Here is a 12,099-nt window from a genome sequence, read left to right on the forward strand (position 1 = left end):
ATCCGCATTACAACGCCGAGTACTCCATGTATCGAATCATAGCCGATGAGGCTGATTTTATTGTTATTTCCAAATCAGCCAAAGTGCATTTCCACAGTCAGGATGGGACTGCTGGTGTGGTGGCGCAGGCTGAGCAAGATTTAGGGATTAAGCTTTTTGCTGTTCATCGACTCGATACACCCACGTCCGGTCTGTTGATTCTGGCTAAGAGCGCGGTCGCCGCCAAGCAATTTACTGAGCTGTTTACCGCCCATAAAGTGCAGAAATATTACCTCGCCCTCGCGAAAGGCAAGCCGAAGAAGAAGCAAGGCTGGGTGATTGGTGACATGGCAAAGTCGCGTCGTAGCATGTTTAAGTTACTGCGGACTAAAGAGAATCCAGCGATTACGCAGTTTTTCTCCTTGAGTGTTGGCGAGGGATTGCGTTTATATTTGCTTAAACCCCACTCAGGTAAAACCCATCAATTAAGAGTTGCCTTGGCGAGCTTAGGTATACCCATTTTAGGGGATGATTTATACGGCGGAGAGGCCGCGGATCGGTGTTATCTGCATGCCTATTGTCTGCATTTTCGCTATGGTGATGACGTGACAGGTTGGCATGATTACGCTTATCGGGATTTGCCGACTCAAGGTGAGCATTTTGGTGCTGAAGGTGTCACTGAGGCGCTAGTTGCATGGCGTGAGCCCGATACTTTGGCTTGGCCGGCGAAAGGAGATTAATCTTTGCAGCGTTATGTTGCAAAAGCCTAGCAAGCTTGGCAAATACGGTCTCGGCCCTCAGATTTTGCGCGGTACATAGCTTGGTCTGCTTGAATGAGTAGTTTGTCAGGTTGGCATCCTTGATAAATCGTGGCGTAACCTAAACTTGCATGGATTTTAATCGTAACACCTTGCCAGATAAATGAATTGTCCTTAAGTACTTGATGCAATTTCTCGGCGACGACTCTGGCCGCGGGTGCATCAGTCGCGGGTAAAATCACCAGAAACTCCTCTCCACCGTGACGACATAGGGCGTCATTTTCTCGCAATACCGACCCAAACAGTCTCGCCGCCGTCAGCAGGGCGAGATCGCCCGCATCGTGCCCGTATTGATCGTTGATATCTTTAAAATGATCAAGATCCAATAAAATCATACTGTAAGGTACTTTATCCCGCAGCCAGCGTTGATGGATATTGTTTAAAAACTTATGCATAGCACGGCGATTCCACAGGCCTGTGAGTTGGTCCCGCTCCGCTAACATACGGATTTTACTGACAAGCCGCGTCATGGCATTACCTATCATCACGATATTGATCAATAGGGCCAGAAATACATAGAACCAAAGCACAGGTATGGCTTCTTGCGTGTGCATGGCGATAAACATCGGACTTTCTTCGGGAGAGAGTAAGGCGATAAAGATACGAATGATAAAAATACCCACCATGGCGACTAAGGGCATGGCCATAGCGATGGCAACTCGATTTCCCGTATCGCGTTTGATGGCAAGATAGTTATCTCGAGTTAACATGGCGAAAATGAGCGCGGCGCAGGCTGAGAATACGATGGCCAAAATGCGTTCGGAGCTGAAATTAGGTGGAACCAAGAGCATCACACCAGCGGTGAGTGCTAAAAGAATAAGATCCGATTTTACGCTGGGCTTGAGTCTAAAAAGCGCCTTTGTTCCCCAACGCGCTAGAATGAATCCAAACAAAATCGCCATATCCGAGCAGAACCAAAAAAAGTAACTGGAGCCTTCGGTGCGTTGGCTGTTGAGTATGATGCCAAGGAGGACGAACAAGTTCGCCAGAGAAAAGCGCATACTGGCTTGAGTGGCAATTTTTAACGGTTGTGCAATGAGTCCCCATGCGACGGCAGCCGTGCTAGTAAGCAGGCAAATAAACTTGATGAGTAATAAGGCTTGGGGATCAAATATCATTCTTTTACTTCATATTTTTCTTTAACTATAGATGCTTTTAGGGATTTTCGGTTGGAGTTTACTGGATATCTTAGTCTACTCTGGACAGATAATGGGTTGAATATCCTTTTTCATTTTAGGGAATGGTAAGGGCCTTCATTTAGGCTGCTACTGGGATTATTTACGCCTTGCAAACTAAAAGGTTTGCAAATTCTGAGTCTTCCTGCGAAGTTAGATCTTGTTGATTTGCCTACAATCTCCGTTTTGAGGATGTTCTGTTATGGATACAAATAAACTACTTTTAGTCATTATTGCGATTTTATTGCCCCCAGTTGCTGTATTTTTGAAGGCGGGAGCGGGTAAAGATCTGCTAATAAACATCGTGTTATGTTTACTGTTCTGGTTCCCTGGTTTATTACACGCACTCTGGGTCGTGACCAAGGCATAATTTGCTTTCTTCCACACAATAAAAAAGCGCAATGTAATTGCGCTTTTTTATGTTTCAAAATGGGCCTTTCACTTAGAAAGGTAAGGTGTAGCCTATTGTTGCAGTACGCCCCATCCCTTTGAAATAACGATCATTTGTACCCATGGTTTGTGAGTAATAATTGAAATAATCCTTATTAAATAGATTTTGCAAACCTAGGCTCAGGGTGCCAGTGTAAAGCGGCATTGAGAAGGAAGCATCGACTGTCGTGTAGCCATCAAACTCTGCATACTTATTGCCCGCCGCGTTTTTAAAATCGCGGTCCATGTAGTAATTGGCTTGAACGCGGGTCGACATTTCATTATCGAAGCTATGGGTCCAGAACAGGTTGATACGATTTGGCGAAATATTTGCACCATCGAGATCGGTATCGACTTGGCTATCACCATTTGAATCGTATTCCCCCTGCTGGAAGGCGATATTCATGCCGAGATCATCATTGCTGGTAATGTAGGCGGTGACATTGGCTTCAATACCATCGATCACACTCTTTTCGCGCTTCACGTCGTAGAAACCATCACTATTTAAGGCCAAACGTGAGCCAAAATCAGTAGCGGAACGATAGTAAGCTAGCTTGGCGCTTAAGTATTTACCTTGGTAATCGGCGCCGACTTCAACGTTATCTGTGACGATCGGCGTGAGCGCCAGTGAGCCATCTATGCTGGGATTGTCGCCGGGGAAGCTTTTACCATCACGCAGAATTCGGCCGATATCCGGCATGCCAAAACCTTGGTTATAGCTAGTATAAACGCGAATGTCAGGAGTGATTTTATAAGAGATACCGACGTTAAATAAGGTTTCATCGAAGGTGGCTGAACCGCCCGCAATTTGCTTATTGCCTGCACCCCATAGGGTTTTGTAGTCATCGACACTTAACTCGGCATGTTCGTAACGAACACCGGTCGATAAGGTTAAATTTTCAATTAAGTCATAATCTAACTGCAAGTATGGCGCAACGTTGTCATAGGTACTTTCGGGAACCCATGAAAAGCCAGTTTTTACTAAATCTTGCTCAGTAGTGTCGCGGAAAAGGTCGACACCGTAGGCCGCATCAATTCCTGAACCGGCAATATCCTTAGCGATCAAGGCGCTTTTTAAACCCCATTTAACCGAAGAGTTACGCGATTGCTCGTAGTACAAGCTTTCACCTTTACTGCCGACACCGCATTGGATGACTTGGTCGCTGCCTTCGAAGGATGGATCGTAGAAGCTATCGAAACAGCCACCACCATAAACTGCTTTAAAATCTTGATTAAAGAGTTGCAGGCTAAGTTGCTGGCCACCAATGTTGGCGTGGGTGTAAGTCAAACTTGTGGTGGTCACTTGGTTGTTGGCGGCTTCCCATGGCTGAGTTTCTTTAACTGCACCTGTGGGTACACCATTGGGCTTGTCACCTGCAACGGGCATCCAATCGCCATTGTTGTCTGCATTGTAATGGTTAACCATTAATTCAAGGCGAGACTCATCGAAGTTATGGCCAAGCTTGATGAAGAAGTCTTTACTCTGACTATCCATCGACTCGCCTTGAGTCGTGTCGACACCCACTACGTTATGATTGGCATCGTAATAGACGCCATTATTGCGGTAGCTAACCGAACCTATCATGTCGATAAATTCTGACTCGCCAGAAAACGCATAGCTAGCACCAAAGCTTAAGCCATTGGATTTCATTGAATCAGGTACTGTGACATCGAAACTAGCAACCTGTTCGCTGTCGCCTGTTGGCTTTTTAGTGATGTAGTTGATGATGCCGCCTTGGGCTCCGAGACCGTGCATGGCATTGGCGCCGTGAATGATTTCGATGCGCTCAATCATGGCAGGATCTATAGTTTGTCCCTCTCTACCACCACTGCGAAGTGGGTTCGATTGAGGCACGCCGTCGATCATAATCAATGGCGGACGACCACGCAGGGTTTCACCTGTGTTACTCATCTTCTGGCGGCTCGGTGAAAAGCTAGGCGCTAAGTTACCGATAATCGTCGATAAATCTTTAGTGGTGCGGAACTGTTCTTCTAATTGGGCGCGGTCGATGATAGTGACAGTATTGGGGATCGAGCTGGGAGATTTATCCATTCGACTTGCGGTGACAGTGATTTTTTCTATGTCTTTATTTTTGTTGTTTGGACTGTTGTCGGTGGCATCTTGGGCCGCAGCGGATTGGGTTAACGCTGCGAATACGGCTAAAGCAACAAACGAGGTTTTGAATGTCATATAACTTCCTGCTAAGGGCGAATGAGTTTGTTACACCGGCTCCCTTGGCATAGGTTAATATTCCATTAAATTGTATTGCAAATGATAACGATTTTTATTATTCGCGATTTTAGGGGAGGAATTACAGCTTGTCTAGTCACGCCACACAGGAAATTACATGATTTGACGACAGTATGAATAAATTGCGACACAGCACTCGGTATCGAGAGGTTTTACCGTAAAGGCCATGCATATAGTGCGAGTTTATGTCGGTAAGGCATTACCTTGTTTGGCATTTGTCTTTGATTTAGGAGACCTATGCTTTAGTCGCAGGTTTGATTATTTGATTGGGCTACGCGTTTGCCTTAGTGCTTTCGATTGTCTGGCGTGTTGATGGAAGGCTATAATCGCACCCCTTTATACCGTATCTCGCATTGGTACTCTGATGAACCGTAAAAAGAAGATTAATCAAACCTTGAAGAGCAAAGCAAAAAAGGCCAATGCCAAACTGCAATCTAGCAATAAACCTAAATATATTGCGAAGGCAGAGAGAGAAGCATTAGCTGCGGCAGTTGAGCATGAAACCCCATCAAAAACCGCAGAACCTCAGCTTGATATTGCACTGCCAATAAGCTGATTAAAGTAAGTCGTTAAGCCTATAGTGCAGTTAAATACTCGATAGGGTTTTGATAAAAGGCCTTTTTATAACCTTGGGTTGAAGTATCCATCAGCCAAGGTTTAGGCAATAAGCTCAAAATGGAATAGTGCAAATGGGGCGGTTTACCTTGTGCATTACCCGTATCGCCGACAGTACCCAAAGTGTCACCTTGGTAGGCAATCAATCCTGTGGCTGATTCAATTTGGGCTAAATGGGCAAAGTAATGAATTTGCCATTTCGGACCTAAACCAACCACCACATTTCCTCCTTTGAAGAAGTCACCTCGATACAAGATCAGCATAGGCGTTGGCGCAATCACTGCGGTGTTTTTGGCGGCGAAAATATCTATCCCCTTGTGAACGCCCGATGGACCCCAAGGTTCATACCAAAAAGTTTGGCTGTTCCAATCTTTACTGCTGGCACCTTTTACTGGGATCGCGGGTGACTCAGGGATCAGATAACCACCAAGTAGCAGTAACGTCAGTGCTAATCCAACATATTTCAATTTCATTTTTTATCCTGCATTAAGTGTTTGCATACCTTAAGTTTTAATGAAACTCGCTAAATTCCCGCCAACTTTCAGGATATTGTAAGCGCTCGGTTTCTGAAAGCGATAGCCAATAGGGGCGCCAAAAATAGCTGCACCAAAAGTCGATATTACCTTGAAGACTGCCGAGGGTATCGGGATCGATATTAGGAAAGCTTTCCCATGGATTGGGCGGGGCAGATTTGAATCTGATTAATGCTTCTAGCAAGGGTTTGTCATTGGTCACTAAGGTTATGCACACACCCGCAAAATCGTCATATTGGTTCAGTAATACGCAGGTCGCTTGGGTTGGATGTTCGATAAAACCGTTAAAGTTGACCGTTTGCTCGGGCAATGTGTTAAAGCCTGCCTGGCTAAGTAAAGTGTTTAAGGCCTCTTTCCCTTGGTATGTCAGCAAGCAATGCAATTGATAAGCAAAAATATCTGCTCTGTCCATAGGTACAACGAGTGGATAGGTTTGTATGATTGGCAAGCTGATATTGGGCATCTGGGTTTGATGAAAAACAGTGTGTAACTCAGTTTGTGGCCTAGATTGCTCGAGGCTATCACTGTTGCGCGCAAGGCGTTGTTTAATCCAAGTTAATACTGACATTATTGTTATTTCTCAGTGAACCTTACTGGGGAATGGCGTATTTGCGGATTCTGCAATCTGGGATGCCGTGATTTCCGGGGCCTGCCATCTTAACCAACCTTTTACTCGAGGCGCATCAATATACCAGAGGCCGTTTTGTTGAATTAATGCCAACCGTTCGCGTGATGGGCCAAAGGGGCCGGGATTTTGCTGGGCAATTTCAATACTGCTATCGGTAACTGAGGCAATGATTGCAACGTGACCGTAAGGGTTAAATATCCATGGAGAAAACACGAGTAGATCATCCTGCATAGGTTTGGTCTGACTCGCATTAGTGTATTGCCGCATAGCGCGTTTTTCATTCCACATGCCATCGCTTAACTTGTTATCAAAAAAGTCTCTAGCATGGCCTAAAGCGTCAGGCATTTTATGCTGGTAGCGTTGGTAAAAGTAGCGCTTAACAAATTCAACACATTGATATTGAATACCTAAGTTATAACCATCTATAGATAGGTTGCGTCCTGAATGGGTATTAACTCCTCCGTTATAATAGATATTAACCCCGTTTAGAGTGTCGATGACTTCTCCTACTTGATGGTGGGAATTAAAGTTAATCCGAGTTATCAGACTGTAGGCACAGTATACGAGCCCCATCAGTATCGTGAAAAATGCTAATAGAATGGATAAGCGTCTAATCATCTTTAGTACGGCAAGCTAAAAAGAGTTGTTGAGTAAGATACTTATCTCACTTTCGGGCTGCGTATTTTATGTTCTGAAGAATATGGGCGTCTAGGGTATGGGTTTTATATTGGCACAGGTTAATACTTTTGTGTGATCTAAGGCTATCTAAAACAAAGGCCGCATCAGCGGCCTTTGTTATTTTGGCGGTTAGAGTAAAGCGGTTGCGAGTAGATAACCGACAGCCGATGCTGTCGCTACACCGATAAAGCCTGGAATGATAAAGCTGTGGTTAATAATGAACTTACCTATTTTAGTCGTACCTGAACGGTCAAAGCCGATACAGGCTAGATCACTTGGATAGGTTGGTAGCACGAAATAACCGTAGCTTGCAGGGAGGAAGGCGATTAAGAGTTTTGGATCGACCCCTAAGGCGAGTCCCATAGGTGCGATTGCTGTGAGTGCCGCCGCTTGGCTATTAACAAGCTTAGAGATGAGAAACAGCACTAAGGCATAGGTCCAAGGCTGGCTTTGTACTACATGGGACAGGTTTTCCTGAAGTACATCCATATGGCTGATGAAGAAAGTATCACTCATCCACGCCACACCAAATACTGAGAAAATTGCTACCATGCCCGCTTTAAAAACGGGACCGTTAGAGATGTTGGTCGGTTTGACTTTACAGGTCATCAGGATAAAAGCACCTGCAATTAACATCATCATCTGGATCACTAAGTTCATCGAGAGCAAGGTCGACTTACCTTTAACGTCAAAGGCGGGACGCAATTCACTAAATGAACCTAACAGTACCACAGCAGCGATAGCGGTGAAGAAAATCCCCGTTGCCCAGTAAGCTTCCTTCGGATATTTTTGATTTAACAGGGTTTCGCTTTTGTCATAGATAAAGGCTCTTTGGACTGGGTCTTTAATGCGTTCTTGAAACTCTTCGTCTTTATCTAAATCTTTACCACGACGCAGACTCCAAAGTGCAGCAGCCATGACACCGCAAAGCGATGCTGGCACTGACACCATTAAAATTTCGAGCAGATTGTAAGCGCGGCCTACACCCTGTTGTGATGCCAGAATTGACACCATAGACACCACAGCTACCGACACGGGCGAAGCACAAATCGCCATTTGTGAAGCGACAGATGCCACCGCCATTGGGCGCTCTGGGCGAATATTTTTCTTCAGCGCGATATCGGAAATAATCGGGAACATGGTGTAAACCACATGGCCAGTACCGCAAAGGAAGGTCAGCGTCCACGTGGTCAGCGGCGCTAGAATCGTGATGTATTGTGGATGACGGCGCAGTAAGCGCTCGGCATACTGCATCATCACATCTAATCCACCCGCGGTTTGCAATACGGCTGCACAGCCAATGACTGCAAGTATGGTTAGCATAACTTGTACTGGCGGTTGTCCCGGCGCTAAACCGAAAACAAAAATCAGTAGAAATAAGCCAATACCGCTGATGAGGCCTAATCCCATGCCGCCGTAGCGGGTACCTAGCAGTAGGCAGCTAAGCACTACTATAAATTCCATTAAAATCATCCGATTTACCTCTGCGGAACTTACCGCTTAGCTATTAGTTGAGTGATGAGTGTCTTCAGGAACATTCTGCGGAGTAAAAGTGTTTGAAAAATTGCGCTGGCGCATGGTGTAAATAAAAAATGGCATTAGTTTTTTCGGAAATTTGACCTAACGCTAGAAACACGTGGCGATAAGTTGCATTCTGGTTACGAGTTTTACGGATTGGGCTAACGCTTTGAGCTCACTCCGTTTAAAAGAACGATAACAATACTCAAGGATAAGCCCGTGAAACCTGCCACCTTTAATACCGAAGCCTTTGATGATTGGATCCGCAGCCGCTTTGTGGAACTCAATTCCGAGCTAGAACAGCTTTACTACCAACAAACAGATCGGGCCAATGTGCTTGATATCGGCGCAGAAGCTAAGTTGGCGCTGGAGAGCGAAGGGCGAGAGTTGATTAAAACCTTGCTCGATGAGGGGAATACTGATGAAGGTTTCGACAGTGCCTTCGATTTACTCGGCAATGTGGGCTTGTATATGGCGGCCTGTCGGCGCCATGAAATTACCGAGCCCTCGCGGGAAACGACATCGCCATTAGCTGAGGCTTCTGCGCTCGCCATGCATATTGGCGCTTCAATAGGCGTCACGCCGCGCTTTGCCACCGCACATTTAACCACTCACAATCGTGCCCACAATGGCATTTATAAGCGCTTTACCGATCTGAGCGCCGAAAAGCTGTTTGTGGATTACAACACTAAAGGCATTTTGGCCTATAAACGCGCCGCCGATGCGCTATTGAAGATCCAGCCTTTGGGCATTTCCCATCCCATCAGCCACGATTTACTGCGAGTCGCTAAACAGGCATTACAAGATGTGATTGAGTCGAATACTCAATTATTCAATCGATTAGATACGGATCGTTTCTTTTACTGTGTTCGCCCTTACTACAAACCTTATCGGGTGGGCTCGGTCATTTATCGCGGCGCTAACGCCGGGGATTTTGCAGGAATTAATGTCATCGATTTAACGCTAGGTCTTTGTTTCGCAAACGAAGCCTCCTATTCGCAAATGCTGGTGGACAAGTTTTTATACATGATGCCGGAGGATCAACAGATATTGCGCGAGTGCATGCGTCGGCCGAATTTGATGGATGACTTCTTGCTGGCAAAAGACTGCTCAACCCAAGATTGGTATCAAGAAAACTTGCGACTCTTCATTGAAGTCTGCGAATTACATGGCGAGACTGCGATTCAGCATCATAATGAGTTAGTGACTAAATATATTGCCGAGCCTTCGACAAGTATGGAGCAGCAGCATTTAGCTAAGGTTACCGCCAGTGGTCCGCCACTGCATGTGCTACTCGGTTCATTGGAGCGGCTCAGAGATAGGCGCGCCGCCGCTCAGCGCAGCGATATTCGGACTCGTTATTGTGATATTAAAAAGCTAAAAGAGAGTTTGAGATAACACTATGTTTGAAGATTTTAAAAAGGACTTTTACCTAGCAGGTCCAGGATATCTATTAAACCATTCCGTCGGTCGACCGTTAAAATCGACCGAACAGGTCTTCAAAGAAGCCTTTTTTGCGCCTTGGCAGGAATCGGGGCGTGAGCCTTGGGGTCAGTGGCTGAATGTGATTGATGATTTTACCTTTGCTTTATCCAAACTGTTTAACGGCCACCAAAAGGACTTTTGCCCTCAGGTAAATCTTTCCAGTGCACTGACTAAAATCGTTATGTCACTCGACCGATTAAACCGCGAACATGCCGTTGTGTTAATGAGTGAAATTGATTTCCCCAGCATGGGTTTCGCCCTTAAAAAAGCGCTGCCAGCTAGCTGCGAAGTGCGTTTTATTCCTAAGGGACTCGATGTCACTGACCCTAATGTATGGGACGCGCATATCAGCCGCGATGTGGATCTGGTGTTTGTCAGCCATGCTTACTCGAATACGGGGCAGCAGGCGCCATTAGCCAATATTTTCACCATAGCCCGTGAGCGAGGCAGTTTGAGCTTAGTGGATGTCGCGCAATCGGCGGGGATTATTCCGCTGGATCTCGCGCGCCTACAGCCTGACTTTTTAATCGGGTCGAGTGTGAAATGGCTCTGCGGCGGCCCTGGTGCCGCCTATCTTTGGGTTAATCCCGCCATATTGGAGAGTTGCCAGCCAAAGGATGTGGGGTGGTTTAGCCACGAGAATCCGTTCGAGTTCGATATCCATGATTTTCGTTACCAGCATTCCGCAATGCGCTTCTGGGGGGGAACGCCTTCAATCGCCCCCTATGCCATTGCCGCTCACAGCATTCATTATCTTGCGGGTTTAGGCATCCCCTTGCTGCGTGAATGTAATCAGCAGTTAATTGATGCTGTGGCGCAAGAGCTCGAACATGAGTTTGTGTCGCCACGGGATGTTGAAAAACGCAGCGGTACGCTGATTTTGCAGTTTGGTGAGCAACAACATCAAATCATGACGGCATTAGCGAACGCGAACATCAGCGTCGATGCTCGCAGCATGGGGATCCGTATTTCGCCGCATATCTATAACAATATGGCCGATATCAAGCTGTTACTGGACGTGATAAAAGCAAATCGCTAACTTAAATGATTTAAAATGGCTTACTAGGCTAGGTTGTACTACGTAACTGCAACTAACAAGGCATAACTAACAAGACACAACACTCAGGGAGGCAAACCGCGACATGGTCGTTCCCGTATGCTGGCGTTAACTCACCGTCACACGGGCAACTTGAGGTTATTTATTGGGTGCGATCATGCTTAAATCTTATAGTCATAGCGGCAGACCATGGGTCGCGGGGTGTGGAGCTTGGGATCGCTGGGCGTGATCGCTAAATCTGCAGGTAGCATAACAGTATCGATGATCAACGCACTGCTCATATCAACGAGTGTCAGCGGGATGGTAAAGAGCAGCAAGGGCGGGGCCGCCAACGCGGAGATAATCATACACTCCTCGCCATTATCAACAGCCGTTTGCACACTTGAGAAAGAATGACCCCAAGTTGAATCTTCTCCCATCCTCGACGTTATCGTTGCACATCCCGTGAGAGAACAGCACACGACCAACCAAGTCAACCAACGCATAACCACTCCATTGTTTATATGTGAAAAACTGCATTGCTTCGGTATGATCTACTCACTTGATCAACTGAGAGCGTTAGTGATGTGGAACCAGATCAGGTTTCATTTGACGCCAACCTGTTCTGTTTCAACAGCTTGGCATTCTAACTATATGATTATATCTGTCAATTATTCATCAACAGAAACGAGATACAACCAACCTCAATAACCTAGTTGTTAACGGCGACTATTGTTTTGGATAAGTATTATACCAATCACATTAAATATCTCATCAGTTCAGAGCCTCACAAGCATCTCAATCCAAGGCGTATTGACGCAGAAATGGTATTCCCTTTTAAGTCAATGCAACACCGGAGTGGGATGCTTGTGTGGCTCCCGAAGGGCGGGTTTCAACGCGCTTTATACTGCGTTTAAGGCTTTCGACAGAGCACCACTATGCCTTCAAGCCTTC

12 protein-coding genes are annotated in these 12,099 nt (G+C 46.0%); 5 read left to right on the plus strand and 7 right to left on the minus strand.

The genetic code is table 11. From position 1 onward, the window contains the following. Positions 1-26 precede the first annotated feature (26 nt). On the plus strand, positions 27-719 hold the full coding sequence (locus AAA952_RS19890) for a TIGR01621 family pseudouridine synthase (RefSeq protein WP_338259064.1): 693 nt from the start codon (positions 27-29) through the stop codon (positions 717-719). 26 nt (positions 720-745) lie between these two features. On the opposite strand, the gene AAA952_RS19895 is transcribed toward AAA952_RS19890, so the two are convergent. Beyond that, complete coding sequence (locus AAA952_RS19895; protein WP_338259066.1) at positions 746-1,915, minus strand: GGDEF domain-containing protein; 1,170 nt, start codon at positions 1,913-1,915, stop codon at positions 746-748. A gap of 259 nt (positions 1,916-2,174) precedes the next feature. On the opposite strand from AAA952_RS19895, the gene AAA952_RS19900 reads away from it, so the two are divergent. Next, positions 2,175-2,342: a YqaE/Pmp3 family membrane protein gene (locus AAA952_RS19900; RefSeq protein WP_006079767.1), complete on the plus strand. Its 168-nt coding sequence runs from the start codon at positions 2,175-2,177 to the stop codon at positions 2,340-2,342. Positions 2,343-2,414: 72 nt separating this feature from the next. Here AAA952_RS19900 and AAA952_RS19905 read toward each other — a convergent pair whose 3' ends face one another. Beyond that, the gene (locus AAA952_RS19905; RefSeq protein ID WP_338259072.1) at positions 2,415-4,592 is read right to left on the minus strand and encodes a TonB-dependent receptor; all 2,178 of its coding nucleotides are present in this window, start codon (positions 4,590-4,592) and stop codon (positions 2,415-2,417) included. Positions 4,593-5,016: 424 nt separating this feature from the next. Here AAA952_RS19905 and AAA952_RS19910 point away from each other — a divergent pair, with 424 nt between their 5' ends. Next, a complete protein-coding gene (locus tag AAA952_RS19910; protein WP_113941341.1) occupies positions 5,017-5,208 on the plus strand; it encodes a DUF2986 domain-containing protein in 192 nt (63 codons plus the stop codon). Positions 5,209-5,227: 19 nt separating this feature from the next. Here AAA952_RS19910 and AAA952_RS19915 read toward each other — a convergent pair whose 3' ends face one another. From AAA952_RS19915 to AAA952_RS19930, 4 genes are all read right to left on the minus strand, one after another. After that, positions 5,228-5,740, minus strand: a complete 513-nt coding sequence (locus AAA952_RS19915; protein ID WP_168826445.1) for a M23 family metallopeptidase — start codon at positions 5,738-5,740, stop codon at positions 5,228-5,230. Positions 5,741-5,777: 37 nt separating this feature from the next. Continuing rightward, positions 5,778-6,368, minus strand: a complete 591-nt coding sequence (locus tag AAA952_RS19920) for a hypothetical protein (protein ID WP_338259075.1) — start codon at positions 6,366-6,368, stop codon at positions 5,778-5,780. Between the two features lie 12 nt (positions 6,369-6,380). Continuing rightward, positions 6,381-7,001 carry a CHAP domain-containing protein gene (locus AAA952_RS19925; protein WP_445190391.1) on the minus strand — a complete coding sequence of 207 codons (621 nt, stop codon included), beginning with the start codon at positions 6,999-7,001 and terminating at the stop codon, positions 6,381-6,383. 234 nt (positions 7,002-7,235) lie between these two features. Further along, positions 7,236-8,579: an anaerobic C4-dicarboxylate transporter gene (locus AAA952_RS19930; RefSeq protein WP_105251110.1), complete on the minus strand. Its 1,344-nt coding sequence runs from the start codon at positions 8,577-8,579 to the stop codon at positions 7,236-7,238. 264 nt (positions 8,580-8,843) lie between these two features. Here AAA952_RS19930 and AAA952_RS19935 point away from each other — a divergent pair, with 264 nt between their 5' ends. Together AAA952_RS19935 and AAA952_RS19940 are read left to right on the plus strand one after the other, a co-directional pair. Then, positions 8,844-10,022, plus strand: coding sequence for a PrnB family protein (locus tag AAA952_RS19935; RefSeq protein ID WP_219251334.1), 1,179 nt, complete (start codon positions 8,844-8,846; stop codon positions 10,020-10,022). Between the two features lie 4 nt (positions 10,023-10,026). Continuing rightward, positions 10,027-11,148 carry an aminotransferase class V-fold PLP-dependent enzyme gene (locus AAA952_RS19940; RefSeq protein ID WP_338259079.1) on the plus strand — a complete coding sequence of 374 codons (1,122 nt, stop codon included), beginning with the start codon at positions 10,027-10,029 and terminating at the stop codon, positions 11,146-11,148. Positions 11,149-11,327: 179 nt separating this feature from the next. Here the strand turns inward: AAA952_RS19940 and AAA952_RS19945 are convergent, their stop codons facing one another. Continuing rightward, entirely contained in the window at positions 11,328-11,651 is a 324-nt protein-coding gene (locus tag AAA952_RS19945) for a YceK/YidQ family lipoprotein (RefSeq protein ID WP_105251113.1), read from the minus strand. Positions 11,652-12,099 lie beyond the last annotated feature (448 nt).

The organism is Shewanella sp. M-Br (assembly GCF_036245925.1).
Classification (GTDB): Bacteria; Pseudomonadota; Gammaproteobacteria; order Enterobacterales; family Shewanellaceae; genus Shewanella; species Shewanella oncorhynchi.

Bases quoted from the DNA above. Each gene is read 5' to 3' on its own strand.
- AAA952_RS19890 (WP_338259064.1), top strand. From the start codon at position 27: ATGTATCGAATCATAGCCGATGAGGCTGATTTTATTGTTATTTCCAAA.
- AAA952_RS19895 (WP_338259066.1), bottom strand. From the start codon at position 1,915: ATGATATTTGATCCCCAAGCCTTATTACTCATCAAGTTTATTTGCCTG.
- AAA952_RS19900 (WP_006079767.1), top strand. From the start codon at position 2,175: ATGGATACAAATAAACTACTTTTAGTCATTATTGCGATTTTATTGCCC.
- AAA952_RS19905 (WP_338259072.1), bottom strand. From the start codon at position 4,592: ATGACATTCAAAACCTCGTTTGTTGCTTTAGCCGTATTCGCAGCGTTA.
- AAA952_RS19910 (WP_113941341.1), top strand. From the start codon at position 5,017: ATGAACCGTAAAAAGAAGATTAATCAAACCTTGAAGAGCAAAGCAAAA.
- AAA952_RS19915 (WP_168826445.1), bottom strand. From the start codon at position 5,740: ATGAAATTGAAATATGTTGGATTAGCACTGACGTTACTGCTACTTGGT.
- AAA952_RS19920 (WP_338259075.1), bottom strand. From the start codon at position 6,368: ATGTCAGTATTAACTTGGATTAAACAACGCCTTGCGCGCAACAGTGAT.
- AAA952_RS19925 (WP_445190391.1), bottom strand. From the start codon at position 7,001: ATGGGGCTCGTATACTGTGCCTACAGTCTGATAACTCGGATTAACTTT.
- AAA952_RS19930 (WP_105251110.1), bottom strand. From the start codon at position 8,579: ATGATTTTAATGGAATTTATAGTAGTGCTTAGCTGCCTACTGCTAGGT.
- AAA952_RS19940 (WP_338259079.1), top strand. From the start codon at position 10,027: ATGTTTGAAGATTTTAAAAAGGACTTTTACCTAGCAGGTCCAGGATAT.
- AAA952_RS19945 (WP_105251113.1), bottom strand. From the start codon at position 11,651: ATGCGTTGGTTGACTTGGTTGGTCGTGTGCTGTTCTCTCACGGGATGT.